The organism is Kitasatospora sp. NPDC028055, assembly GCF_040637885.1.
Lineage (GTDB): Bacteria > Actinomycetota > Actinomycetes > Streptomycetales > Streptomycetaceae > Kitasatospora.
In genome coordinates this window covers 1-26,529 of record NZ_JBEZXE010000062.1, presented here as the reverse complement: position 1 = coordinate 26,529, position 26,529 = coordinate 1, and the positions used below count along the sequence as shown (strand labels likewise).

The window sequence follows — 26,529 nt, the reverse complement described above, 5'->3', positions numbered from 1 at the left end:
TTCGCCGCCGCTTGTTCAGCGGTGCCGTTGCCGCAACAAAGACTAGGCCGTTCGGCTGCCCCTGTTGAAGGCGGCTTCGGTTCCGGACCGGGAACGACCGGCCCGGACGCGCCCCTCAGTCCATCCGGCGCGGGCCGCCGAGCACCTGCTGTTCGGCCTGGCCGGCCACTGTCCGGACGTACTGGCGCCGCATCCGGGTGGCCCACAGGGTGAGGTCGTCGCCGAGGCCGGGCAGCGCGGCCACGTCCTCCGGCGGCAGCGACAGCACCCGGCCGACCACCTCCGCCTCCTGGGGCATGATCCGCTGCACCCCGACCAGGTCGGCCGCGTTGAGCACCCGGGAGGCGTTCGGGCCGAGGTAGGGCAGCAGGGTCAGCGTGGTCTGCCAGGGCGCGGCGGAGAGCCGGGTGCGCGGCGGGCGGGCGCCGAGGTCGCGCACCACCAGGACGGGCGAGGCCACCGAGGCGCCCTGCGGGCCGAGCCGCCCGACCTGGTGCACCGTCACGCACGGCTGGCCGCCGCCGGCGGCCTGCGCCATCGGGCCCCAGAGCTGGCCGCGGGCGGTCTCCACCGCGACCCGGGCGCCGATCGCGGCCGCGCGCAGCGCGATCACCTGTGCCGTCCACACGCCGCCGACCAGCACCAGGTCGTACGCGCTGGGGCGGAACAGCCCGAGCACCGCCGGCAGGCCCTGCGGGTCGACGCCGATCACCACGCCGTCGTCGCCGACCGGGAAGGCCAGCGCCGCCAGGTCGGCGGCCTCCAGCACGTGCTTCTCCCGGCGCGGTCCGCGCAGCCCGAAGCCGGGCAGGATCCGCGGTCGCGGCCGGCGCTGCTCGGTGCCGGGCGTCGGACCGGGGGCGGGGTAGGTCTGGTACGCCATCAGGACGCTCCTCCCAGCGGCAGGGTGGCGAGCATGCCGGGGGCCTGTTCGAGGTCGAGCCGGACCAGGCCGAGGCCGGCGCTCTGCGCCCGCGCCTCCAGCTGGCGGCCGATGTCGCCGACCTCGCCCTCGCTGCGCCCGGTCACCCGCAGGTGGCCGCTGACGGTGACCGAGCCGCCGGTGCCGTGCCCGGCGGTGAGGCTGAACGTGCTGGCCAGCGCGGGGGAGCCGGTGATCAGGTTGACCAGGTCCGGGGCGCCGATCCGGCCGGCCGCGCCGCCGGGGCGGGTCAGCTGCGGCCAGCGGGAGATCCAGTAGGTGCTGTGCCAGCGGTCGTCGATCCGCCAGAAGCGGTTGCCCTCCTGGGTGCGGCGGGTGGTGCCGCCGCCGCTGCCGGTGCCCTGCCGCCCGGCCACCGCGATCGGGTTGGCGCAGGTGGCGATGGCGAGGGCGGCGATCAGCTCGCGCTCGTCCAGCACGGTGGCTTTGAACCCGGCGCTGTTGAGCCGTCCGGCCAGCTGGTCGGTGACCCGCTGGAGGGCCTTGCGGGCGCCCTCCTCGCCGCCGCCACGGGCCCGGACGGCGGTGGCCGCGCGCTCCGGGTCGAGCTTGAGGGCGACCCAGGTCAGCCGCAGGCCGGGGGTGGCGGTGCCGTCGGGCAGTTCGCGGTAGCCGCGGGCGGCCAGCGACTGCTCCGGCACGTGCTGGGCCGGGGCGGGCTGGGTGTGCTGGACCAGCTGCACCGACTCCAGGGCGATGTCGTCCACGGTGAGCGCCGAGCAGATCACGTCCAGCGGCAGCGGCAGCGCGGTGCGCACCGGGCGCAGCGGCTGGTCCTTGGCCTGGACGAGCAGCACCGAGCTGAGGAAGGTGCCGTCGCCGACCATGCCGGTCTCCCGGCGGACGGGGCGGCCGCCGAAGTCGGCCTCGGTGGCGTGGGTGCAGGTGCGCAGTGCCGGTTCCAGCTCCAGCGCGGGCGCCAGCGCCGGGTCGGTGCCGGGCGGCGGCAGCAGCGACTTCGCCTGCTTGCGGCGGGACTTGAGGGCCGAGCGGACCCGCAGCAGCTCCGGGATGGTGCGGCCGCGCAGCGGGACGACCGCCAGCACCAGCAGGACCAGCGAGACCGCGCCGAAGCCGGCCGCGACCGGGCGGCTGATCGTCCAGCCGACCGCGACCAGGGCGACCGCGACCTCGACCAGGACCAGCTGCTGGAGCTTCAACCGGCCGCCGAGCAGTCCGGGCCGGGGGTTGACGCGCACCTGGACGGGGCCGCCCTCGCCGCCCGTCGGCGGCCGTCCGGCCGCGGCCCCGGTGGGCGCGGCGCCGCGACGGGCCCGCCCGGACCGGTGCGACCTCCCGCCGCCCGCGCTCGCGCGGCGTTCTGGAGCGGTCTGGCTTGGCATCCCCCGATGGCCCTCTCTGATCCGTTGCCGCGGCCCGGCTGGCTGGTTCGCGGACCGTACCCGTACCGTACTCACCGTCTGCTGCCGCATCGTAGAGGGTTCGGGCCGGATCCCGCCCGGCGGGTGCGGACCACGGGCAGGTCGGGCCGACGGGAGGCCGGGCACCGCCGGCACGGCGCCGGCACACGTCTGACAGAGGGGGACGACGAGGATGGCATCGCGCCGGGACGAGCTCAACGCGTACACCTTCGCCCGCAAACGCACGGTGGGGGCGTTCCTGCTGCCCTCCGGCGGCGGCAGTGACGAGGACGCGCCGCGCCCGGTGAAGGCGGTGCTGCCGAGCGTGCTGGTGGGGGCCGTGGTGGTGGCCGGGTTCGGGCTCTGGGGGGTGTTCAAGCCCGCCGCCCCGCTGCAGTGGGACAGCGGCAAGAACATCATCCAGGGCAAGCAGTCGACCACCCGCTACGTGGTGCTGACCGACCCGGACGGCCGGACCAAGCGGTTGCACCAGGTGCTCAACATGTCCTCGGCGCGGCTGGTGCTGCCGGTCGACGCCAAGGTCGTGGTGGTGGACGACGGGGTGCTGGACCGCTACCCCAACCACGGCCCGACCATCGGGATCCCGTACGCCCCGGACAAGTTGCCGGGCAAGGACAACGCGAGCCAGCCGATGAAGTGGGCGGTCTGCGACCGTCCGGGGTCGGACGACAAGCGGGAGACCGTCAACCAGGCGGTGTTCGTGGCGGCCGGGGCGGACGCGGCGGCGCTGTCCGCGAAGGACCGGATGCTCGGCCCGGACCAGCTGATGCTGGTCCAGCAGGCCGACGACCAGCAGGTGTCGACCAGCTCGGCGGCGGGCCAGGCGGTGGCGAGCCTGTTCCTGGTCGACGCGCAGGGCCGCAAGCACGCGATCGGACCGAAGTCCGACGACAAGGAGCGCCGGGCGCTGGTCACGGCGGTCTTCGGGCCCAACGCGGTGCCGCAGCGGGTGAAGCGGGAGTGGCTGGACACCCTGGTGCCCGCGAGCCCGATCGTCTTCCCCGACGTCAAGGACATGGCGGACAGCCAGGGTCCCAACTCGAACGTGGCCCTGGGCAACGCGGCGGACCGCCGGATCGGCCGGCTGGTGCACTACCAGGACCGCAACTACGTGGTCGGCAAGGACGGCCTCTTCCTGATCACCCCGTTCCAGGCGGAGCTGATCCGGCAGAACCCGGCCTACCAGATGCTCTACAAGTACGACCAGGACAAGCGGCCGCGCAGCGACGAGATGACCCCGGACGACCAGTCCAGGTTCAACACGGATGTACGGCTGCCGAACACGCCGGACGACTGGCCGTTGAAGTCCGGTGCGCCGGTGAACAACTGGACGGACCGGCAGGACCCCCGCCAGGTGGTGTGCAGCACCTTCGACGGCATGGCCGAGGACGGTCGCACGCCCAGGCGCAGCGTCTGGGCCGGGACGTCCTACCCGGCGGCGTACAACAACGGCGCGGGCGCGGCGTACGTGACGCCCGGCCACGGGCTGTTCTACCGGGCGGTGGACAACGCGGCCGGTGCCGCCGCGACGGCGGCCGCCGGTGCGAACGGCAACGCCAACGCCAATGCCGGTGCGAACGCCAACGCGGGGGCGAATGCCAACGCCGGTGCGGCCGACGGCTCCGGCACCGACTTCCTGATCACCGAGACCGGCCTGCGCTACTCCGTCCCGGCCAACAGCGACGGCGGCCACGGCCCCAGCCCGTCGGCCACGCCCGGCGGTGCGCCGAAGTCGGCGACCCCGGCGCCGGGCGCCCAGAACCCCGGCACGGGTGGCCAGCCGACCCAGAACCCGGACGACCAACCCGGCGGGAACCAGGCGCGGTTGGGCTACCAGAACGTCCAGCCGCTGCCGGTGCCCAAGGAGTGGTCGAACCTGGTCCCGGCCGGCCCGCCGCTGACCGCGAAGAGCGCCGCGCAGCCGCAGAACGCCTGATCGGCCAAGCCCGGCAACGGAATTGGCCCCAGTGTCATGGTCTGGTAACTAGTGGGCGCTCGATGTTGGGTGAGTTGCGTGTGCCGACTACAGTGCTGCTGGACATCACGACGGGTGATGCGACGGCGGGGCCCCGGGGGGCCCTACGTACACACAATGTTTGTCTCATGGGGGATGGTGGAGCATGAGTGACGGCCAGTTCACGGTGACCGCGCAGGAGATGATGGACTTCGCCGGGAAGATCGAGACGGCCATCGGCCAGATCGAGGCGGAGCGCAAGGCGCTCCAGACCACGGTCGACAACATCACCAGTGGCTGGAAGGGCCAGGCGGCGGACGCCTACAAGGTGCTGCAGAACCAGGTCAACACGGACGTCGACGAGCTGCGCAAGTCGCTGACCGCGATCAAGCACGCGATCGAGTTGACCACCAAGCACTACGCGAGCGCGGAAGAGGAGCAGAAGGCGCTGTTCGGCCCGCAGGGCTGAGCGTCGAAGAGCTGACCAGCACTCTGTTCCGACCGTCCGTTCGACGGGGCGCCCGCGGCTGAGCGCCGGGTGCTCCGCATCCTCGTCAAGGGAGACATTGTGACCGACCACATCCTCGTCAACTTCCAGACCCTCCACCAGGCGTCGCAGGACGTGCAGAACTCGGCCAACAAGATCGAGAGCATGCTGTCCGAGCTGCGCAAGGAGGTCACCAAGATCTCCCAGGGCTGGCAGGGCCAGGCCCAGCAGGGCTACAACGCCCAGCAGGCCAAGTGGGACTCCGCCGCCCAGAACCTCAAGGACACCTGCGCCAAGATCTCCGGTTCGCTGGAGAGCGCCGCGCAGAGCTACAACGCGACCGAGAAGAAGAACGCCGGTCTCTGGCAGTAGCGGTCGACCGACCGTTCCCGGACGGGAACGACAGGGGCGGGCGCCCGGGATCCGGGCGCCCGCCCTTCGGCGCGCGGCGCGGCACGGGGTGGCGAACATGAGGGGTGGCAGGGTGTCCGGACGCGGGTTCCGCAGGACGGCCGCGGCGCTGGCCGCGCTCACGGTGCTGGGCGGTCCGCTGGCCGCCCCCGCGCACGCGGACGGCGGGCCCGGGCTGGCCGCCGCCGGTGACTGCCCCCGGCCCGCGCCCGACGTGCCGACCGTGCCGTGGTCGCTGCAGCGGATACTGCTCGACCAGCTCTGGCAGGGCGGGGCGACCACCGGCAGCGGCGTGACGGTCGCCGTCATCGACACCGGGGTGGACGACACCAACCTGCAGCTGCACGGCAAGGTGGACGCGGGCCCGAGCCTGCTGATCGACAAGCAGAGCAACAAGGCCGTCGACGGAACCTCGCTGACCGACACGGTCGGCCACGGCACCAAGGTGGCCGGCATCATCGCCGCGAGCCGCAGCGACCGGACCGGCTTCGTCGGACTGGCCCCCGACGCCAGGATCTACGCGATCCGGCAGAACGACAGCGCGGGCAACGGCGACGTCTCCACCCTGACCAAGGCCATCAACGACGCGGTCGACAGGCACGTCGGGGTCATCAACATCTCCCAGGACGTGCGCGGCGCGGGCGACGCCCGGTTCGGCGGCTACCAGGAGTTGAAGGCCGCGATCGAGCGGGCCGAGCAGAACAAGGTCGTGGTGGTCGCCTCCAGCGGCAACGACGGCAACGAGGGCGACACCTACCCGGGCGCCTTCCCGACCGTGCTGTCCGTGGGCGCCTCCGACCGCAACAACGAGCGCGCCCCGTTCTCCCAGTACGGCTCCTTCGTGAAGGTCGCCGCGCCCGGCGTCGAGATGCTCTCCACGGTGCCCGGCGGCGGCCAGTGCGTGGACAACGGCACCAGCTTCGCCGCCCCGTACGTCGCCGGGCTCGCCGCGCTGCTGGTCGGCGCGCACCCGAAGTGGACGCCGGCCCAGGTGCGGGCCTGGATCGAGCAGACCGCCCAGCGCACCGAGCGCGGCCCGAACCGGTTCATCGGCTGGGGCGTGGTGGACCCGGTGAAGGCCGTCACCACGGCGCCGGAGGACCCGCCGTCCGAGCCCGCCCAGGACGCCCCCGTGAAGCTGGCCGCGGCCCCGATCGTGCCGGCCCCGGTCGGCCTCGGCGAGACCCAGGCCGACCGCGACGGCCGTACCGCCACCTATGTGGTCGGCGTCGGCGCGCTGCTGGTCGCCCTGCTGATCGGCGGCGGCGTCGTGCTGCGCGACCGGCGCCGCGGCTCCGCCGACTGACCCGCCCGCCCGCGCGCCCCTGCGCGGTCCGGAAAAGATCCTGCGGAACACCCGTAACACCGGGGCCGGTTCACCGCATCCATCAAGTGTCGGCGGGGCACACGGACGCGGGGGAGCGACGGGCACATGGGGTGGATCGGGGGCGGCCGGGAGGCCAAGGACGCCGAGTTCCTGGAACTGGTCTCCAGCCGCACCGGGCACCTGTACCGCTCGGCCTGTCTGCTCACCAGCGGCGACACCCACTACGCCGAGGACCTCGTGCAGGAGGCCCTCAGCCGGATGTACGTGCTCTGGCGGCGCAGCGCCTTCACCGGCGGCCGCCACCGGATCGACAACCCGGCGGCCTACACCCACACCGTGATGGTGCGCACCTTCCTCGCCCAGCAGCGCCGCCGCTCCAGCGGCGAGCGCCCGACCGAGGCGTTGCCGGAGGCGGTCGGGCCGGACGCGGACAGCAGTCTGCGGCTGACCCTGCTGGACGCGCTGGGGCGGATGTCCGCCGCGGACCGGGCCGTGCTGGTGCTGCGCTACTGGGAGGACCGCAGTGTCGAGCAGACCGCCGAGGTGCTGCGGCTCTCCTCCGGCGCGGTCCGTACCAGGACCACCCGGGCGCTGGCCCGGCTGCGCACCCTGCTCGGCGACTCGCTGGCCGAGCTCTCGGCCCGCTGAAACGTCCCGCCCACCGGCACACCCCGCCCACCGGCACACCCGTCGGTACGTCACACCCATCGCTACGCCGCACCCACCGGCACGCCCCGCCGACGCCCCCCATTTCCCCGGCACTTTCGCGACGCAAGGAGACGGTGATCCGCCATGCCCGAGCAGGACAAGTTCGAAGACGATCTCCTCTACGCCCTCACCCGCACCGGTGAGGCTTTCCGCCCCGAGCAGGCCGACCAGGCCGGGATGGTCGCGGGCGGGTACCAGCGCGGCCGCCGCCGCTGGCGCAGCCGTTCGGCCGCCGCGGTGGTGGGCGGCGCCGCCGCGCTGGCCCTGGTGGGCACCGGAGCGGTGTACCTGACCGGGTCCGGCTCGCCCTCCGGGACGGCCACGCTGGCGGCCGCCTCCACCGGGGCCGCGTCCGGGAGTACGGGCACGAGCGCCGCCCTGACCCCGGCTTCGACGGGTACGCCCACCCCGAAGGCGGTCAGCGGCGACGAGGTGCTGGCCGCCTTCCAGGCCCTGCTGCCCAAGGGCCAGGTCACCGACGGCAAGGGCACCGGCACCGAGCCGGCGGCCGGCAAGCCGGGCGGCGGCGGCAACGCGGGCGCCACCCTGCTGTTCGACGACGGCAAGGGCAAGGCCGCGATGGGCATCTCGCTCACCCGGCTGGCGCCGAACGACCCCAACCGGGCGCAGAATGCCTGCCCGGACAAGAAGCTGGTCCCGTACGACGCCTGCACCAGCACGAGTCTGCCGGGCGGCGGTTCGCTGACCGTGCTCCAGGGCTACGAGTACCCGGACAAGCGGGCCACCACCAAGTCCTGGAGCGCCAGGCTGATCGGCCAGGACGGCCGGCAGGTCGAGCTGTCGGAGTGGAACTCCCCGGCCGAGAAGGGCGCGCCGGACAGCCGGCCGACCCCGCCGCTGTCGCCGGACCAGCTCAGGGCGATCGTCACCGACAAGTCCTGGGACCCGGTGATCGCCGCGATCCCGGAGCCGAAGCCGGTCCCGGTGCGCGACACCTCCAGGGAGTACAGCGGGCAGGAGATCCTGCAGAACGTCGCCGCACTGCTGCCGAGCGGGCTGACCGAGACGGAGGCCATGGGCAGCGGTTTCGGCTACGCCAACTTCGTGCTCGACGACGGCAAGGGCAAGTCCATGGTGCAGCTCAACGTGCAGGACTGGAGCGGTGACCGGGGGGACTCGTTGTTCGGCGACGCCAGGACGCTGCCGGACGGCACCAAGGTGGTCGTCCGCCATGGGAGCGACAAGCCGGGCGTGGGCATGTGGACCGTCGACACCCTGCACCCGGACGGCCTGCGGGTGGTGATCAGCTCGTTCAACAGCGGCACCCAGACCAGCCCGGCGACCCGCAAGGCCCCGGTGCTGACCGACGACCAGATGCAGGCGATCGCCGCCGCCCCGGTGTGGAAGCTGAGGAAGTAGCGCAGGCGGTGCGGACATGGCGGTGCCCCGGGCCTGGGGGAGGGCCCGGGGCACCGCCGTGTGGGGGAGGGGTGGGGGTTCGGGGTGGGGGTTCGGGGGAGGCGGGTCAGCCCTGCTGGTCCTCGGGGAGGCTGATCACCCAGCGGGTGTCCTGCCGGGGGCGCAGGTAGAACAGCCAGTAGAGGGTGGCGACGGCGGTGATGCCGCCGGTCCACAGCAGGGGTTCGGCGTCCAGCTGGGTCATCACGTACACCAGGACGATGATCAGCAGCACCGGGACGGCGGGCCACAGCGGCATCCGCCAGGCGGCGGCGTGCTTGTGGTGGCCGCGGCGGGAGAGCAGCGAGGCGATGGCGACCAGCAGGTACATCGCGGTGACGGCGACGCCGGTGATGTTGCTGAGGAGCGCGCCCTTGACGAAGCAGAGCGCGGCACCGGGCAGGCCGACCGCGAGGGTGGCGATCCAGGGGGAGCCGAAGCGGCCGAGGGTGCCGAAGGCCTTGTTGACGGGCTCGGGCCAGGCCTTGTCGCGGGCGGAGGCGAACAGCACCCGGGAGTTCTGGATGACCATGACGATGCCGGCGTTGATGATCGCCAGCGCGATGCAGAGGCTGATGAAGGTGCCGACGGCGGAGTTGCTCCAGGCGGTGACCATGCCGGAGATGTCGCCGGAGGTCAGGGTCTGCAGGTCGGGGGCGCCCAGGGTGATGGCGGCGACCGGGATCAGGATGATGGCGCTGGAGAGGCCGAGGGTCCACAGCACGGTGCGGGAGACGGTGCGGCGGGGGTTCTCCAGCTCCTCGGAGAGGTAGACGGCGGTGGAGAAGCCCTGGGTGGCGAACAGCGCGATGCCGAGGGCGCCGATGATGGCGCCGATGCCGACCGGGCTGGCGGCGCCGCCGTCGGTGGAGACCAGGCCGTGCAGCAGGCTGGGGTGGGACGCGTTGGTGTGGGCGAAGCCGAGCACCGAGACCACGCCGGCCGCGATGACCTCCAGGACCAGGAAGATGCCGGTGATCCAGGCGTTGGCGCGCAGGTCGAGCAGACCGGCCAGGGTGGCGGCCAGCATCACGGCGGCGCCGGCGATCGGCTTGTCGACGTGCAGGACGGGCGCCAGGTAGTCGGCGGTGCCGAGGGCGATGACCGAGGGGACGATCATCACCACGATGAGCGACTGGATGAAGACCAGCCAGCCCGCGAGCCGTCCGGCCAGGGTGCCGACCATCGCGTACTCGCCGCCGGCGCTGGGGATCAGGGTGCCGAGCTCGGAGTAGCAGAACGCGACCGCGATGCAGAGCACGGAGCCGATGGCGATGGCCAGGGCGGTGGCGCTGCCGATGCTGGAGAACAGTTCCGGCACGATCACGAAGAGCGTCGACGCGGGGGTGACGCAGGACAGCGTGAGCAGGGTGCCGCCCACGACGCCGATCGAGCGCTTGAGCTGCTGGGGTGCGGCCGCGCCGTCCGCCGTGGCGGCTACGTTCTGTGGCGGGCGAAGCGTGTCGGTCATGTGGATTCCGATCGGCTCTGTTCGGTCCTGGGACGGGAGCGGTATCGCCTCCGCTGGCTCGTTGCTCGGGTCTGGTCCGGTCGCTCCCGGGCCGCCATGGAACCTTGGGCGTATTGATTGCGTCAACGCCGGAACTGCTTCGGAATCCGTTGCGGTGAAAGGCATAAGCATGCGATCCGATGATCACTTAGGGTCATGGCATCGTTTGTCCGACTTGTTACTTTGGCAACATCGGGCATGAATCAAAGGTGAACGGAGTGTTGCGGGCCACCATTCAAAGGCCGTGGCTCGGTCGTACGGCGACACGCCAGGTGTCACCCGGCCGCTCGGCAACTGCCCAGGTGGGTACGGGAACCGCAGCCCCGGCCCGGAAAGATCTAGGTAACGTTTCAGCACGTGGGACGCCGAAGGGGCCGGACTCCGCAGAGTCCGACCCCTTCGCTCACTGTCCGTAGCGGACGGCCTGGTGCCGCGCCCGGTCAGTGCACCGTCGCCGCACGGTCACTGCACGGTCACTGCACCGGCAGCCAGCCCGTCTGGACCATCTGCCCGTTGGTCGCACGGCGTGACACGTACACCCCGCGCCCCGGCGGCAGCGCCTGCGGCTTGACCGTCCCCAGCAGTGCGCCCTCGTCCCGGTTGCCGGAGAGGATGACGCCCTGCCCGCCCAGCTCGCGCATCCGCTGCATCACCGGCTCGTACAGCGAGCGCCCGGCGCCGCCCGCGCTGCGGGCCACGATCACCCGCAGGCCGATGTCCCGCGCGAACGGCAGGAACTCGGCCAGCGGTGCCAGCGGGTTGCCCGAGCCGGTGGCGACCAGCTCGTAGTCGTCGACGATCACGAACATGTCCTTGCCGGTGTACCAGCTGCGGTTGCGCAGCTGTTCGGCGGTCACGTCCGGACCGGGCAGGCGGCGGGCGCAGGCCCCGCGCAGCATGTCCACGATGGCGGTCATGGCCGGCTGCGCGGCCGCGTACTCCACCAGGTACTCCGGCGGGACGGTGCCCAGCAGGGCGCGCCGGTAGTCGCCGACCACGATGCCCGCCTGGTCCGGGGTGTAGCGCTCGGTGATCTGCTTGATCAGCATCCGCAGCAGCGCGGACTTCCCGGACTCGGTGTCGCCGAACACGATGAACAGCGGGTCGGTCTCGAAGTTGACGAACACCGGCGCCAGCTCGGCCTCGTCCACGCCGAAGCACAGGCCGCGCTCCGGGTGCTCGAAGCCCTTCGGCAGCGAGGTCCCGTCCAGGACGGCCGGCAGCATCCGCACCTGCGGGGCGCGCGGGCCGGCCCAGGCCCCGTCGACCGCGGCGACCAGTCCGGCCACGCCGTCCTGGAGGTCGTCCACCGAGGAGGAGCCGTCCAGTCGCGGCAGGCCGCTCAGGAAGTGCAGCCGCTCCGCGGTGATCCCGCGCCCGGCCAGCGGCGGCACGTTCTGCGCCACCCGGCGGTCGACCTCGGACTCCATCGCGTCGCCGAGCTTGAGCTCGATGCGGTTCTGCAGCAGGTCCTTGAGCGCGGGGCGGACCTCCGCGTACCGGGCGGCGGTGATCACCAGGTGGACGCCGTAGCCGAGGCCGCGCTGGGCGATGTCGCCGATCACCGGCTCCAGCCCCTCGAACTCCTGCTTGAAGGTGTTCCAGCCGTCGATCATCAGGAAGACGTCGCCGAAGGCCTCGTCGGGCAGCTGCCCGGCGGCCCGGCGGGCCCGGTAGGTCGCGATGGTGTCGATCCCGGTCGCCCGGAACAGCTCCTCGCGCCGGTTGAGCACCGCGTGCACCTCGGAGACCATCCGGCGGACCTTGTCCACGTCCAGCCGGCCCGCCACCCCGCCGACGTGCGGCAGCCCGAGCAGCGACTGGAAGCTGCCCGCACCGAAGTCCAGCAGGTAGAACTGCACCTCGCGCGGGGTGTGGGTGAGGCCGAAGGCCGCCGTCATGCCGCGCATCACGGTCGACTTGCCCGAGCGCGGGCCGCCGACGACCAGGCCGTGGCCGGCCGCCCCGGAGAAGTCGACCTCCAGGATGTCGGTCTTCTGCTCGCGCGGCTTGTCCACGATGCCGATCGGCGCGCGCAGCCGCCCGCCCGGGTAGCCGGGCGCGGTCAGTCCGCGGTCCGGGACGAGCTGCAGCGGCGGCAGCAGGTGGTCCAGGCTCGGCGCCTCCTCCAGCGGCGGCAGCCACACCTGGTGGGCGGCCGGGCCCTGGCCGGACATCCGCTGGACGAAGACGTCCAGCACGGTGTCCACCAGTGCGTCGTCCTGTTCCTGGACCTGCGGCGCCTCCTCCTCCACCGGGGCCGGCGGCAGGTCCACGAAGGCCGAGGTGAACTCCACCGGCCGGGCGTTCACCCGCCGGCCGCCGGTGGACCGCTGCTGCCCCGGCGCCCGGTAGGGCCCCGAGACGTACGCGGCCTTGAACCGGTCCATCACGTCCTCGCCGAACTTCAGGTAGCCGACGCCCGGCACCGGCGGCAGGTGGTACGCGTCCGGCACGCCGATCGCCGCCCGCGACTCGGCCGCCGAGAAGGTGCGCAGGCCGATCCGGTACGAGAGGTAGGTGTCCAGGCCGCGCAGCTTGCCCTCCTCCAGGCGCTGCGAGGCCAGCAGCAGGTGCACGCCCAGGGAGCGGCCGATCCGGCCGATCTGGATGAACATCTCGATGAAGTCGGGCTTGGCGGTGAGGAGTTCGGAGAACTCGTCGATGATCAGCACCAGCGAGGGCAGCGGGTCCAGGGCCGCGCCGGCCGCCCGGGCCCGCTCGTACTCGTGGATGTTGGCGTAGTTGCCGGAGCGGTGCAGCAGTTCCTGGCGGCGGTGCAGCTCGCCCTCGATCGCGTCGCGCATGCGGTCGACCAGGGTGAGCTCGCCCTCCAGGTTGGTGATCACCGCGGAGGTGTGCGGCATGTCCGCCATGCCCAGGAAGGTCGCGCCGCCCTTGAAGTCGGCGAGCACGAAGTTCAGCGTCTCCGAGGAGTGGGTCATCGCCAGCGCCAGCACCAGGGTGCGCAGCAGCTCCGACTTGCCGGAACCGGTCGCGCCCACGCACAGGCCGTGCGGGCCCATGCCCTCCAGCGCGGCCTCCTTGATGTCCAGGTAGACGTGCTCGCCGTTCGCGCCGACGCCGATCGGCACCCGCATCCGCTCGTGCTGGGCGCGCGGGCGCCAGCTGCGGGCCACGTCGAAGGAGCCCGGGTCGCCCGAGTTCATCATGTCGGTGAAGTCCAGGTTGGACAGCAGCGGCTCGTCGTCCCCGCCGGCCGAGGCCCGGTACGGCGCCAACTGCCGCGCCAGCGCCTCGGACTGCCACAGCGAGAGCAGGTCCGGCTTGCCGCTGTACGTCGCCCCGGAGGCCGAACGCAGCACCAGCTCCTGCGGGTTGACCGTCACCATCAGGTGCCCGCTCGGCTCGTCCACCTCGCCCGGGACGACCTCGATGACGGTCACCCCCTGCACGCCCTCGGGGCCGGCCAGCACCGAGTCGTGCGGGACCCCGGCGCCGTCCATGATCACCACCAGGTGCGGCTGGTCCGCGGCGGGCGCCGCGTCCCGGACGAAGCGCTGGCGGCCGGCCAGCTCGTCCTGCAGCAGGTACTCCAGTTCGCCCAGGTCGGTGGCGCTCAGCCGGCGCGAGCCCGCGCCGTCGCTCTCCTTGCGGTGCTGGTTGTGCGGGAGCCACTTGGTCCAGTCCCACTCCTCGGCCGCGCCGGGTGCCGCGGCGACCGCGACCAGCAGGTCGTCCGGGGAGTGCAGGGTGGTCAGCTGGGCGATCATCGCGCGCACGTTCCCGTACACCGAGTCCGGGTCCCCGCACACCGTGATGTGGTAGAAGGCCCGCAGCGAGACCGCCAGCGGCAGGTCCTGGAGGGTGCCGTGCGCCTTGAGGAACGAGTGCATCGCGGCCGCCGACAGCGGCTCCAGCTCGTCCATCGGCGCGGTCTGCGGCGCCACCAGCGGGGTGGACAGCTGCACCGGCCCGAGGCCGACCCGGATCTGCGCGAAGTCGCCGTCGGCCGTCCGCCGCTCCCACAGCCGGCGGCCGTCCTCGACGATCGACCAGAGCTGGTCCGGCGCCGGGTTCAGGAACAGCAGCGCGCCGCGCTGGCTCTCCGCCGTGCGGCGCACCTGGCGGCGGGTCTGCTGGAGGTACTTGAGGTAGTCGCGCCGCTCGTCCGCCATCGCGGTCGAGCCGCCCCGGCGGGCCCGCACGATCTGGGCCAGCACCATGCCGACCGTCGAGACGATCATCAGACCGCCCATGATCTTCATCGGCGCGGCCGCACCCGGCGAGAAGAAGAACACCGCCGAACCGCCCATGCCGAGCATCGGCAGGACGCTCATCAGCCAGTCCTCGCCGCCCTGCCGGGGCAGCTCCGGCGGACTGACCAGCTCCACCGGCTCGTCCGGCACCGTCGGCGGGTAGGCCCTGGCCGGTCGCTTGACCATGATCACACCCATGCGTCACCCACCCCGCGGCGTCGATCGATCACTTCGGCATCAGCCCTCACGCGACTGCGCTCGGCCCGGTACGGGATTCCCGTGACTGAGGACGCCCCACACAGCGCAGCCCCCGTACCACCTCGCGCAGGCGCCGATCCTACATAGGGGCGTGCCCGCACCGACGGGGGCCGCACCCCGCAGCGGCACCGGGCACGAACCGAGCGGGTAGGGTAACGCCGCGCCAACTCGCGGCCCGGCCGGGCCGGTTCCACAGCCACCCCGCGCGCCACCGTGCCGCGGCACCGTCCACACAGGGGGAGCGTCAAGTGCGTCGAATGATCGAGGTGGGGTCATGACCACGTCGGCCGCTACTGGCTACTGCCGGGTGACCGTCGTCGCCCCGGACCGCCGGATCGACGTCGCCCTGCCCGAGGACGTCGCCCTCGCCGACGTCTACCCCGAGGTGCTGCGGCTGGCCAACCAGAGCCAGCCCGACGGCACCCCCACCGGCTTCCACCTGGTCCGCCGCGACGGCACCGTCCTCGACAGCAGCCTGTCCCTGGCCGCCCAGCAGGTCCGCGACGGCGACCTGCTGGCGCTGCGCCCCTTCGCCGAGTCGCTGCCGCCCGCCGTCTACGACGACGTCGCCGACGCCATCGCCAGCGCCGTCGAGGCCGACCGCCGGTTCTGGACCGTCGACCTCATGCGCGGCTTCGGCCTGATCGGCGCCGGGGTGCTGCTCACCCTGCTCGGCTTCGCGCTCTGGTTCTCCGACCTGCGCCACGACATGCACAGCCTGCCCGGCGTGCTGGCCGGCGTCGCCGCCGTGGTGCTCACCGCGCTCGCCGGGGTGCGCGCCCGGGTCTACCAGGACGCCCACGCCGCCGTCGCGCTCGGCCTCGGCGCCCTGCCGCACGCCATGATCGCCGGCAGCGGCATCATCGCCGTCGCCCACCCGTGGGACGGCCCCGGCCGGCTCCAGTTCCTCACCGGCTGCGTCACCGTCCTGGTGATCGCCGTGCTGCTCGCCGGACTCCTCCCGGACAAGGACGCGGTGTTCGTCGCCGCCGCCTTCGTGGCCACCGCCGGCGCGCTCGCCACCTTCGCCGCCGTCCTGATGCCCGACACCCCGGCCGGGAACATCGCCGCCGTCACCGGTGTCGCCGCCGTCGCCGCGATCGGCTTCCTGCCCAGCCTCTCCGCCCGCTTCGCCCGGCTGCCGGTCGGATTCAGCGCCCCCGGCCAGACCCGCACCCGCAGCCGCGACTACGACGAGGAGGCCGAGCGCGCCGAGGCCGTCCAGTACGAGCGGATCGCCCACCAGGCCCGCCGCGGCCACGAGGTGCTGGTCGGCCTGGTCGGCGGCTGCGCCGCGGTCGTGGTCGGCGCCTGCGCCGTCCTCTCCTTCACCGACCGGACCTTCCCCGAACTGCTCGCGCTCGCCCTCGGCATCGCCGCCATGCTGCGCGCCCGGCTGTTCCGCTACACCGCGCAGGTCCTCAGCCTCACCGTGGCCGGCCTGCTCGGCCTGTGCCTGCTGATCGTCGGGCTGTCCCTGCACACCCCGCAGTTCGTCCTGCGCGCGGCCGGCTCCAGCACCGAGCTCGACCTGCGCACCATCTGGCTGGCCGCCTCGGTCGCCTTCGGGGCCGCGCTGCTCACCGCGATCGCCCTGGTGGTGCCCCGGCTCGGCGTCTCCCCGTTCTGGGGACGCATCCTGGACCTGGTGGACAGCCTCACCCTGATCTCGCTGGTCCCGCTGGCGCTCGCCGTGCTGAACGTCTACCGGCTGGTCCGCGGCGCCACCGGCTGACCGCGCCCGGCCCCTGCCGCCGGGCGCCTTCCACCCGCCGACCGGCCGGGTGGTCGGCACTGGTACCCTTGGCCTTCGAGCGCAGCCGTGTGTCCACCCCTTCGTGGGCCGTCGACCACGGACGACGCTCGAGACACCGAGTTCTCGCAGAGTCCTGTGCTGTCGACCAGGACCGCTCGGTAGACCTTGAAGGAGTTGCAGTGGCTCTCGCCTCTGACGTCAAGAAGCAGATCTTCGCCGAGTTCGGCCAGAAGGAGGGCGACACCGGTTCCCCCGAGGTCCAGGTGGCCATGCTCTCCCGCCGTATCTCGGACCTGACCGAGCACCTCAAGTTCCACAAGCACGACCACCACTCGCGTCGTGGCCTGCTGATCCTGGTCGGCCAGCGCCGCCGCCTCCTGCAGTACCTGGCCAAGAAGGACATCGAGCGTTTCCGTACGCTCGTCGACCGCCTGGGCATCCGTCGCGGTGCCGCCGGCGGCGCCCGCTAAGACCGCCGCAGGGGGCGGCTCCCCACACCGGGGAGCCGCCCCTCGCGCGTATGCCGCGGCGGTTCGAACGCGGCACCCTGACATAACAACTCGCGCGCACCTCCCCAGGTGGCCGAGGATTGCACCGTAGGGTTGTGGGCATGCCGGGTGATGGCGCAGGAGCGCCACCCGGGCAGCAAGCCCGAACCCCCCGCGGGACGAAGGCTTCAAACGGAAGCCGCCCGCATCCGAGAGAGCGTCCAGACGCGGACCGCCCGTCCCGGCCCGGCAGCCGTGAGGCGCCGGTCCTCGGTAGTGGCCCCCGGAACCCCCGCCCGACGAGCGGGGCACCCCGGAGGCTTCGATCGAAGACCGGCCCGACTGCCGCCCTCCTGGCAGGAGGGCCCCAAGGGCCAGCCCGAGGCAGTGCGCGGGGACGCTCTCCCGGAGAACGTACGAAAGAGGAGATCTTCCAGGTGGAAGAGAACGTGTTCTACGCCGAAGCCGTGATCGACAACGGTTCCTTCGGCACCCGTACCATCCGCTTCGAGACCGGCCGTCTGGCCCGTCAGGCCGCCGGCTCCGCCGTGGCCTACCTGGACGACGACACCATGGTGCTGTCGGCCACCAGCGCGTCCAAGCAGCCGAAGGAGCACTTCGACTTCTTCCCGCTGACCGTGGACGTCGAGGAGCGGATGTACGCCGCCGGCCGCATCCCCGGCTCGTTCTTCCGTCGCGAGGGTCGGCCGTCCGAGGACGCGATCCTGACCTGCCGCCTGATCGACCGCCCGCTGCGCCCGTCCTTCGTCAAGGGCCTGCGCAACGAGGTCCAGGTCGTCTGCACCATCATGGCGCTCAACCCCGACCACCTGTACGACGTGGTCGCGATCAACGCCGCCTCCGCCTCCACCCAGCTGGCGGGCCTGCCGTTCTCCGGCCCGATCGGTGGCGTCCGCGTCGCGCTGATCAAGGGCCAGTGGGTCGCCTTCCCGACCCACAGCGAGCTGGAGTCGGCCGTCTTCGACATGGTCGTCGCCGGTCGCGTCCTGCCGGACGGCGACGTCGCGATCATGATGGTCGAGGCCGAGGCCACCGACAAGACCATCAAGCTGGTCGAGGGCGGCGCCGAGGCGCCGACCGAGGAGGTCGTGGCCGCCGGCCTCGACGCCGCCAAGCCGTTCATCAAGGTGCTGTGCGCCGCGCAGGCTCAGCTGGCCGCCCAGGCCGCCAAGCCGACCGCCGAGTTCCCGGTCTTCCTGGACTACCAGGACGACGTCCTGGCCGCGCTGACCGCCGCCGTCAAGGACGAGCTGGCCAAGGCCCTCACCATCCCGGGCAAGCAGGAGCGCAACGCCGAGCTGGACCGCGTCAAGGCGGTCGCCGCCGAGAAGCTGCTCCCCGAGTTCGAGGGTCGCGAGAAGGAGATCAGCGCCGCCTACAACGCGCTGACCAAGAAGATCGTCCGCGAGCGCGTCATCAAGGACAAGGTCCGCATCGACGGCCGCGGTGTCACCGACATCCGCACCCTGGCCGCCGAGGTCGAGGCCATCCCGCGCGTCCACGGCTCGGCCCTGTTCGAGCGCGGCGAGACCCAGATCCTGGGCGTCACCACGCTGAACATGCTCCGGATGGAGCAGCAGCTCGACACGCTCTCCCCGGAGACGCGTCGCCGCTACATGCACAACTACAACTTCCCGCCGTACTCGGTCGGCGAGACCGGCCGCGTGGGCTCGCCCAAGCGCCGCGAGATCGGCCACGGCGCCCTCGCCGAGCGCGCCATCCTCCCGGTCCTGCCGACCCGCGAGGAGTTCCCGTACGCCATCCGCCAGGTCTCCGAGGCGCTCGGCTCCAACGGCTCCACCTCGATGGGCTCGGTCTGCGCCTCGACCATGTCGCTGCTGAACGCCGGTGTGCCGCTCAAGGCCGCCGTCGCCGGCATCGCCATGGGCCTGATCTCCCAGGAGATCGACGGCGAGACCCACTACGTCGCGCTGACCGACATCCTCGGTGCCGAGGACGCGTACGGCGACATGGACTTCAAGGTCGCCGGTACCCGCAACTTCATCACCGCGCTGCAGCTCGACACCAAGCTGAACGGCATCCCGGCCTCCGTGCTGGCCGCCGCGCTCAAGCAGGCCCGCGACGCCCGCCTGCACATCCTCGACGTGATGAACGAGGCCATCGACTCGCCCGACGAGATGTCCCCGAACGCGCCGCGCATCATCACCATCAAGATCCCGGTGGACAAGATCGGTGAGGTCATCGGCCCCAAGGGCAAGATGATCAACCAGATCCAGGAGGACACCGGCGCCGAGATCACGATCGAGGACGACGGCACCATCTACATCGGTGCCGCCGACGGCCCGGCCGCCGAGGCCGCCCGCACCACGATCAACCAGATCGCCAACCCGACCATGCCGGAGGTCGGCGAGCGCTACCTGGGCACCGTGGTCAAGACCACGACGTTCGGCGCGTTCGTGTCGCTCATGCCGGGCAAGGACGGCCTGCTGCACATCTCGCAGATCCGCAAGCTGGCCGGCGGCAAGCGCGTCGAGAACGTCGAGGACGTCCTCGGCGTCGGCGCCAAGGTGCAGGTCGAGATCGCCGAGATCGACCCGCGCGGCAAGCTCTCCCTGATCCCGGTCATCGAGGGCGAGGAAGGCGGCGAGGCCGCTTCCGAGTGAAGCGCCGCTAGCTGACCCTTGCGGCCCGTACGCCTCCCGGCGTGCGGGCCGCACCCTGTTGTCCACGCGTTCGTCCGTACGTGCCATTCCACGTGCGTTTCCTCTGGAGGTACCCCCCGTGGCCCAGGCCCCGGCGGTAAAGCAGCGTCCCGGCTCCACCCGGACCCTGCTCAAGGGCGTCGACGGCGCCGGCACGGTGCGCCGCACCGTCCTCCCCGGCGGCCTGCGGGTCGTCACCGAGACCCTGCCGACGGTGCGCTCCGCGACCTTCGGCATCTGGGTCGGCGTCGGCTCGCGGGACGAGACCCCGCAGCTCAACGGCGCCACCCACTACCTGGAGCACCTGCTCTTCAAGGGCACCGAGCGGCGCAGTGCGCTGGACATCTCGGCGGCCCTGGACGCGGTCGGCGGCGAGATGAACGCCTTCACCGCGAAGGAGAACACCTGCTACTACGCCCGGGTCCTGGACACCGACCTGCCGCTGGCCATCGACGTGGTCTGCGACATGCTCACCGGCTCGCTGATCCGCGCCGAGGACGTCGACGCCGAACGCGGCGTCATCCTCGAGGAGATGGCGATGGCCGAGGACGACCCGGGTGACGTCGTCCACGACCTGTTCGCCAAGGTGATCTTCGGCAACGGCCCGCTCGGCCGCCCGATCCTCGGCACCCAGGAGACCATCAAGGCCCTCACCCGGGACCAGGTCGCCGGCTTCTACCACCGCCGCTACCGCCCGGAGAACCTGGTCGTCGCCGCGGCCGGCAACCTCGACCACCGCAAGGTCGTCAAGCAGGTGCAGGAGGCCTTCGCCCCGGTGCTGGCCCGCTCCACCGCGGCGCCCGCCGAGGCCCGCCGCGGCGTCAAGGCGCTGCGCACGGCCGGCAAGGTCGAGGTGCTCAACCGCTCCACCGAGCAGGCCCACCTGGTGCTGGGCGTGCCCGGGGTGCCCCGGCACGACGAGCGCCGCTGGGCGATGGGCGTGCTCAACGCGGCCCTGGGCGGTGGGATGAGCTCCCGGCTGTTCCAGGAGGTCCGGGAGAAGCGCGGCCTGGCCTACTCCGTCTACTCGTACTCCTCCTCCTACGCGGACAGCGGCCTGTTCGGCATCTACGCCGGCTGCCAGCCCAAGCGGGTCGAGGAGGTGCTGCGGATCTGCCGCGAGGAGCTCGCCAAGGTGGTCGCCGACGGCATCACCGAGGAGGAGCTGCAGCGCGCGATCGGCCAGATCTCCGGCTCCACCGTGCTCGGCATGGAGGACACCGGCTCGCTGATGAACCGCATCGGCAAGGCCGAACTCAGCTACGGGCACCACCTGTCGGTGGACGACATGCTGGAGCGCATCGCGGCGGTGACCCTGGAGGACGTCCACGCCGTCGCCCGTGATGTGCTGGGCGCGTACCGGCCGTCACTGGCGCTGATCGGCCCGGTCAACGACAAGCGGGCCGCCAAGCTCGCCGATCTGCTGGTCTGAGGATTGTCTTCCCGGAGAGGAACGTCGCTATGACGCTGCGTGTCGCCGTGATCGGCGCCAACGGACGGATCGGCTCGGAGGCGGTCAAGGCCGTCGAGGCCGCGCCGGACCTCGAGCTGGTGGCCACCCTCGGCCGCGGCTCGAAGCTGGCGGAGCTGACCGCGGCCGGGGCCCAGGTCGCCGTCGAACTCACCCACCCGGACTCGGTGATGGGCAACCTCGACTACTGCCTCCACCACGGCATCCACGTGGTGACCGGCACGACCGGCTGGACGGACGAGCGGCTGGCCACCGTCGAGGGCTGGCTCTCCGAGGCCCCTGGCCTCGGGCTGCTGATCGCGCCCAACTTCTCCATCGGCGCCATCCTCGGCATGAAGTTCTCGCAGATCGCCGCGAGGTACTTCGAGTCCGTCGAGGTGGTCGAGATGCACCACGACAACAAGGCCGACGCCCCCAGCGGCACCGCCACCCGCACCGCCCAGCTGATCGCCGCGGCCCGCGCCGAGGCCGGCCGCCCGAAGCAGCAGGACCCCACCACCCACAGCCTGCCCGGCGCGCGCGGCGCCGACGTGGACGGGGTCCCGGTGCACGCCGTACGGCTGCGCGGCCTGCTCGCCCACCAGCAGGTGATGTTCGGCGACACCGGCGAGACGCTCACCATCCGGCACGACTCGCTGCACCACAGCAGCTTCATGCCGGGCATCCTGCTGGGCGTGCGCAAGGTCGTCGAGACCCCGGGGCTGACCTTCGGCCTCGAACACTTCCTGGAGCTGTGACCGTGTCGACCTCCAGGAGCGCGGAATGACCTCCCGTACCGGTTTCTTCGTCCTGTCCGGCGTGCTGCTGCTGGTCGCCCTCCTCTGCGTGGGGGAGGGCGTCCAGCTGGTCGCCACCGGAAAGCCGCTCGGCATCGGCATCGGCCTCTGCGCCTTCGTGATCCCGGTGATCGGCATCTGGTTCCTGCGCCAGACCGTCCGCTTCGGCCGGGCCAGCGAGCAGCTCGCCCGCGAGCTGGAGGCCGAGGGCGGCCTGCCGGTGGACGAGCTGGAGCGCACCAGCGGCGGGCGGATCGACCGGGCCTCGGCCGACGCGGTGTTCACCCGCCGCCGGACCGAGGCGGAGGCCGCACCGGGCGACTGGCGCGTCTGGTTCCGCCTCGCCGTGGCGTACGCAGACGCCGGCGACACCCCGCGCGCCCGCAAGACCATGCAGCACGCCATCAAGCTGCACAGCACCGAACCCGCAAGGAGTAACGCGTGAGCGACGAACCGACGGCCCCCAGCTTCCGGAGCGACGTGACGGTGGAGCTGGTCCGCAGCGCCGCCGCCGATTCGGACGTCATCTGGTCGGCCCGGGTGTCGACCGCGGGGGAGCAGTCCCTGGAGGCGCTCCAGCAGGACCCGGAGAAGTCCAAGGGCCTGATCAACTTCCTGATGCGCGACCGGCACGGCACGCCGTTCGAGCACAACTCGATGACCTTCTTCATCAGCGCGCCGATCTTCGTGTTCCGCGAGTTCCACCGGCACCGCAGCGGCTGGTCGTACAACGAGGAGTCCGGCCGCTACCGCGAGCTGGAGCCGGTCTTCTACGTCCCGGGCGCCGACCGCAAGCTGGTCCAGCAGGGCCGTCCGGGCAAGTACGAGTTCCACCAGGGCACCCCGGAGCAGCACGAGACCACCACCGCGGCGATGGAGGCCGCGTACCGCGAGTCCTACGCCCGCTACCAGGAGATGCTGGCGGCCGGCGTGGCCCGCGAGGTGGCCCGGGCGGTGCTGCCGGTCGGCCTGTTCTCCTCGATGTACGCGACCTGCAACGCGCGCTCGCTGATGCACTTCCTCTCGCTGCGCACCCGGCGGGAGAACTCGGCAGTGCCGTCCTTCCCGCAGCGCGAGATCGAGATGGTCGCGGAGCGGATGGAGGAGCAGTGGGCGCAGCTCATGCCGCTCACCCATGCGGCCTTCGAGAAGCACGGCCGGGTCGCGCCCTGACCTGGGACGACAGGCATATGGGCAGAGTGTCGGGCATGTCTGGATTGCGGCTTTTCTAGCCGCTCCCTACATTCGTGACCACGGATCCCGGTGCTGCCCGAACCCCCGAGCGGGCAGCACCGGGATCCCATTCCCCCGCCTCCTGGCCTGCGCGCCTGTCCGAACCCTGGACCGGCATGGGTACCGCCCCACCGCCTACGAGTAGCTTTGGACGCATGGCTCCGACCTCCACCCCCCAGACGCCGTTCGGCCGGGTGCTGACCGCGATGGTCACCCCGTTCACCGCCGACGGCGCGCTCGACCTCGACGGCGCCCAGCGCCTCGCCACGCACCTCGTCGACTCCGGGAACGACGGCCTCGTCGTCAACGGCACCACCGGTGAGTCCCCGACCACCAGCGACGCCGAGAAGGCCCAGCTCGTCCGCGCCGTGGTGGAGGCGGTCGGGGACCGTGCCCACGTGGTGGCCGGGGTCGGCACCAACGACACCCACCACAGCGTCGAGCTGGCCCGCCAGGCGGAGGCGGCCGGGGCGCACGGCCTGCTGGTCGTCACGCCGTACTACAACAAGCCCCCGCAGGAGGGCCTGTACCGGCACTTCACGCAGGTCGCCGACGCCACCGGCCTGAGGGTCATGACGTACGACATCCCGGGCCGCAGCGGTGTCGCGCTGAGCCACGAGACCCTGGTCCGGCTCGGCGAGCACCCGCGGATCGTCGCCAACAAGGACGCCAAGGGCGACCTCGGCGCCGCGGCCTGGGCGATCGCCCGCTCCGGCCTCGCCTGGTACTCCGGCGACGACATCCTCAACCTGCCGCTGCTGTCCGTCGGGGCCGTCGGCGTGGTCAGCGTCGTCGGGCACGTGGTCGCCGGTGAGTTGAAGGCGATGATCGAGGCCTACCTGGCCGGCGATGTGGCCAAGGCCACCGCCGTCCACCAGGGCCTGCTGCCGGTGTTCACCGGTATGTTCCGCACCCAGGGCGTGATCCTCACCAAGGCCGCGCTGGACCTCCAGGGCCTGCCCGCCGGGCCGCTGCGCCTGCCCCTGGTCGGCGCGACGCCCGAGGAGATCGACCGATTGAAGCAGGATCTCGCCTCCGGCGGGGTACACCTGTAGCAGACACAGACGTGCGCGCCCCGGCTCGCCGGACCCGACCGGGTCCGCCGCTGGACCGGACCGAAGGCGCGAGAGCACAGACCCAGTAGGAAGAACGACACTGAGTACGCACGCCATATGTCTCCAGGGGGAGGACCCCGGGCATATGGCGTGCGTCGTGAGGAGAGTCTTTTGAGCCACCCGCACCCCGAACTCGGCGCGCCCCCGGCCCTCAAGGAGGGCGCCCTCCGCATCACTCCGCTCGGCGGCCTCGGCGAGATCGGCCGCAACATGACGGTCCTCGAGTACGGCGACCGCATCCTGATCATCGACTGCGGCGTCCTCTTCCCCGAGGACGAGCAGCCCGGCGTGGACCTGATCCTCCCGGACTTCAGCTACATCCGGGACCGCCTCGACAAGGTCGACGGCATCGTCCTCACCCACGGCCACGAGGACCACATCGGCGCCGTCCCGTTCCTCCTGCGGGAGAACCCGGACATCCCGCTGATCGGCTCCAAGCTGACCCTCGCCCTGATCGAGGCCAAGCTCGCCGAGCACCGCATCCGGCCGTACGTGCTGGAGGTCAAGGAGGGCGAGCGCGAGCGCATCGGCCCCTTCGACTGCGAGTTCATCGCGGTCAACCACTCCATCCCGGACGCCCTCGCCGTGGCGGTCCGCACCCCCGCCGGCATGGTCGTGGCCACCGGTGACTTCAAGATGGACCAGCTGCCGCTGGACGGCCGCCTCACCGACCTGCCGACCTTCGCCAAGCTGGCGGAGGAGGGCATGGACCTGCTGCTGGTGGACTCCACCAACGCCGAGGTCCCCGGCTTCATCCCGCACGAGCGCGACATCTCGGCCGCGCTGCGAAACGTTTTCGCGAACGCCGACAAGCGCATCATCGTCGCCTCCTTCGCCAGCCACGTGCACCGCATCCAGCAGGTGCTGGACGCCGCGCACGAGTACAAGCGCAAGGTCGCCTTCGTCGGCCGCTCGATGGTCCGCAACATGGGCATCGCCCGCGACCTCGGGTACCTCAAGGTCCCCGGCAACATGATCGTCGACGTCAAGCAGCTCGACGACCTGCCGGACAAGGAGGTCGTACTGATCTGCACCGGCTCCCAGGGCGAGCCGATGGCGGCGCTGTCCCGGATGGCCAACCGCGACCACCAGATCCGCATCGTCGAGGGCGACACCGTCGTCCTGGCGTCCTCGCTCATCCCGGGCAATGAGAACGCCGTCTACCGCGTGATCAACGGCCTGACCCGCTGGGGCGCCAAGGTCGTGCACAAGGGCAACGCCAAGGTGCACGTCTCCGGCCACGCCTCGGCCGGCGAGCTGCTGTACTTCTTCAACATCTGCAAGCCGCGCAACCTGATGCCGGTCCACGGCGAGTGGCGCCACCTGCGGGCCGCCGCCGAGCTGGGCATCGCCACCGGCGTGCCGCGCAACCGCGTGGTCATCGCCGAGGACGGCGTCTGCGTCGACCTGGAGAAGGGCGTCGCCCGGATCGTCGGCAAGGTCCGGGCCGGCTACGTCTACGTGGACGGCGCCTCGGTCGGCGACATCACCGAGGCCTCGCTCAAGGACCGCAGGATCCTCGGCGAGGAGGGCTTCATCTCGGTCTTCGTCGCGGTCGACACGACCAACGGCAAGATGGTCGGCGGCCCGACCATCCAGGCCCGCGGCTCCGGCATCGACGACAACGCCTTCGTGCCGGTCATCGCCAAGCTCCAGGAGGCCCTGGACCGTTCGGCGAGCGACGGCGTGCTGGAGCCCCGCCAGGTGCAGCAGCTCGTCCGCCGGACCATCGGCAAGTGGGTCGCGGACAACTACCGCCGCCGGCCGATGATCCTGCCGGTCGTCGTCGAGGTCTGAGCCCCGCTCGAGACCCTCGTCCGGCCCCGCTGAGGCCGGTTTGACGTGGGGCGACCCGGTGCGTAATGTTCTCCGGGTTGCCCCACGGGACGAGCCCCAAGGAAGTCCTCGAATGCGAATGCGAATTCGAGAACTACCGGGAAAACGGACCGAGAAACTCTGGTAGAGTTCGGGAGCGCCGAAAGGCAAAAGCCTAATCGGATGAATGAAACTCCGGAAAACGGAGCTGAAAACATCTGATAAGCTGGAAACACGAAAGAACGAAGCGCCCGGAGGGCCCGCTGGAAGGCGGTCCGAAGGAAGCGTCCGTTCCTTGAGAACTCAACAGCGTGCCAAAAGTCAACGCCAGATATGTTGACATCCCCGGCCTCAGGTTTCCTGGGGTTGGAGATTCCTTTTGAAACAAACACTAGCGAGGACGCAGTGCGCGGGATCACCCTATTCCGGTGGTTGCCGTGCCGCTCAACGCGGGTGTGAACCGGATAGACCGGTAAACATTCACGGAGAGTTTGATCCTGGCTCAGGACGAACGCTGGCGGCGTGCTTAACACATGCAAGTCGAACGGTGAAGCCCTTCGGGGTGGATCAGT

The 26,529-nt window shown here is 71.7% G+C and carries 19 protein-coding genes and 1 rRNA gene; 16 read left to right on the top strand and 4 right to left on the bottom strand.

Annotated features, from left to right (window positions below; translation table 11 throughout):
• Positions 1-115: 115 nt before the first annotated feature.
• Complete coding sequence (locus AB0F71_RS35845) at positions 116-883, bottom strand: hypothetical protein (protein WP_360244041.1); 768 nt, start codon at positions 881-883, stop codon at positions 116-118.
• Entirely contained in the window at positions 883-2,286 is a 1,404-nt protein-coding gene (eccE, locus tag AB0F71_RS35840) for a type VII secretion protein EccE (RefSeq protein WP_360244038.1), read from the bottom strand. The genes AB0F71_RS35845 and eccE overlap by 1 nt, the downstream gene beginning before the upstream one ends.
• A 211-nt stretch (positions 2,287-2,497) precedes the next feature.
• Here eccE and AB0F71_RS35835 point away from each other — a divergent pair, with 211 nt between their 5' ends.
• From AB0F71_RS35835 to AB0F71_RS35810, 6 genes are all read left to right on the top strand, one after another.
• Entirely contained in the window at positions 2,498-4,261 is a 1,764-nt protein-coding gene (locus AB0F71_RS35835) for a type VII secretion protein EccB (protein ID WP_360244035.1), read from the top strand.
• A 184-nt stretch (positions 4,262-4,445) separates the two neighbouring features.
• Entirely contained in the window at positions 4,446-4,748 is a 303-nt protein-coding gene (locus AB0F71_RS35830; protein ID WP_360244032.1) for a WXG100 family type VII secretion target, read from the top strand.
• 99 nt (positions 4,749-4,847) lie between these two features.
• Positions 4,848-5,138 carry a WXG100 family type VII secretion target gene (locus AB0F71_RS35825; RefSeq protein ID WP_360244029.1) on the top strand — a complete coding sequence of 97 codons (291 nt, stop codon included), beginning with the start codon at positions 4,848-4,850 and terminating at the stop codon, positions 5,136-5,138.
• A gap of 112 nt (positions 5,139-5,250) precedes the next feature.
• Complete coding sequence (gene mycP / locus AB0F71_RS35820) at positions 5,251-6,483, top strand: type VII secretion-associated serine protease mycosin (RefSeq protein ID WP_360244026.1); 1,233 nt, start codon at positions 5,251-5,253, stop codon at positions 6,481-6,483.
• 126 nt (positions 6,484-6,609) lie between these two features.
• Positions 6,610-7,152 carry a SigE family RNA polymerase sigma factor gene (locus AB0F71_RS35815; protein WP_360244023.1) on the top strand — a complete coding sequence of 181 codons (543 nt, stop codon included), beginning with the start codon at positions 6,610-6,612 and terminating at the stop codon, positions 7,150-7,152.
• A 144-nt stretch (positions 7,153-7,296) separates the two neighbouring features.
• Positions 7,297-8,592, top strand: coding sequence for a hypothetical protein (locus AB0F71_RS35810; RefSeq protein ID WP_360244020.1), 1,296 nt, complete (start codon positions 7,297-7,299; stop codon positions 8,590-8,592).
• Between the two features lie 106 nt (positions 8,593-8,698).
• Here the strand turns inward: AB0F71_RS35810 and AB0F71_RS35805 are convergent, their stop codons facing one another.
• Together AB0F71_RS35805 and eccCa are read right to left on the bottom strand one after the other, a co-directional pair.
• Positions 8,699-10,102: an APC family permease gene (locus tag AB0F71_RS35805; RefSeq protein ID WP_360244017.1), complete on the bottom strand. Its 1,404-nt coding sequence runs from the start codon at positions 10,100-10,102 to the stop codon at positions 8,699-8,701.
• Positions 10,103-10,614: 512 nt separating this feature from the next.
• On the bottom strand, positions 10,615-14,559 hold the full coding sequence (gene eccCa / locus AB0F71_RS35800; RefSeq protein ID WP_360244014.1) for a type VII secretion protein EccCa: 3,945 nt from the start codon (positions 14,557-14,559) through the stop codon (positions 10,615-10,617).
• A 334-nt stretch (positions 14,560-14,893) separates the two neighbouring features.
• Between eccCa and eccD the strand changes: the two genes are divergently transcribed.
• The 10 genes from eccD to AB0F71_RS35750 all read left to right on the top strand — a co-directional run.
• Positions 14,894-16,354: a type VII secretion integral membrane protein EccD gene (gene eccD, locus AB0F71_RS35795; protein WP_360244011.1), complete on the top strand. Its 1,461-nt coding sequence runs from the start codon at positions 14,894-14,896 to the stop codon at positions 16,352-16,354.
• 200 nt (positions 16,355-16,554) lie between these two features.
• Entirely contained in the window at positions 16,555-16,845 is a 291-nt protein-coding gene (gene rpsO / locus AB0F71_RS35790) for a 30S ribosomal protein S15 (RefSeq protein WP_188302791.1), read from the top strand.
• Between the two features lie 455 nt (positions 16,846-17,300).
• Positions 17,301-19,508, top strand: coding sequence for a polyribonucleotide nucleotidyltransferase (locus AB0F71_RS35785; RefSeq protein WP_360244008.1), 2,208 nt, complete (start codon positions 17,301-17,303; stop codon positions 19,506-19,508).
• Between the two features lie 118 nt (positions 19,509-19,626).
• Positions 19,627-20,979, top strand: a complete 1,353-nt coding sequence (locus AB0F71_RS35780; protein ID WP_360244005.1) for a pitrilysin family protein — start codon at positions 19,627-19,629, stop codon at positions 20,977-20,979.
• A 29-nt stretch (positions 20,980-21,008) separates the two neighbouring features.
• Positions 21,009-21,755: a 4-hydroxy-tetrahydrodipicolinate reductase gene (gene dapB, locus AB0F71_RS35775; protein WP_360244002.1), complete on the top strand. Its 747-nt coding sequence runs from the start codon at positions 21,009-21,011 to the stop codon at positions 21,753-21,755.
• Positions 21,756-21,780: 25 nt separating this feature from the next.
• Positions 21,781-22,239 (top strand): tetratricopeptide repeat protein, encoded by a 459-nt coding sequence (locus AB0F71_RS35770; RefSeq protein WP_360243999.1) that lies wholly within the window; start codon positions 21,781-21,783, stop codon positions 22,237-22,239.
• The gene (thyX, locus tag AB0F71_RS35765) at positions 22,236-22,967 is read left to right on the top strand and encodes an FAD-dependent thymidylate synthase (RefSeq protein ID WP_360243996.1); all 732 of its coding nucleotides are present in this window, start codon (positions 22,236-22,238) and stop codon (positions 22,965-22,967) included. Before AB0F71_RS35770 ends, thyX begins: the two co-directional genes overlap by 4 nt.
• A gap of 215 nt (positions 22,968-23,182) precedes the next feature.
• Positions 23,183-24,082 (top strand): 4-hydroxy-tetrahydrodipicolinate synthase, encoded by a 900-nt coding sequence (dapA, locus tag AB0F71_RS35760; RefSeq protein WP_360243993.1) that lies wholly within the window; start codon positions 23,183-23,185, stop codon positions 24,080-24,082.
• A 171-nt stretch (positions 24,083-24,253) separates the two neighbouring features.
• A complete protein-coding gene (locus AB0F71_RS35755; RefSeq protein WP_360243990.1) occupies positions 24,254-25,939 on the top strand; it encodes a ribonuclease J in 1,686 nt (561 codons plus the stop codon).
• Between the two features lie 497 nt (positions 25,940-26,436).
• A 16S ribosomal RNA gene (locus AB0F71_RS35750) occupies positions 26,437-26,529 on the top strand; the annotation flags it as partial.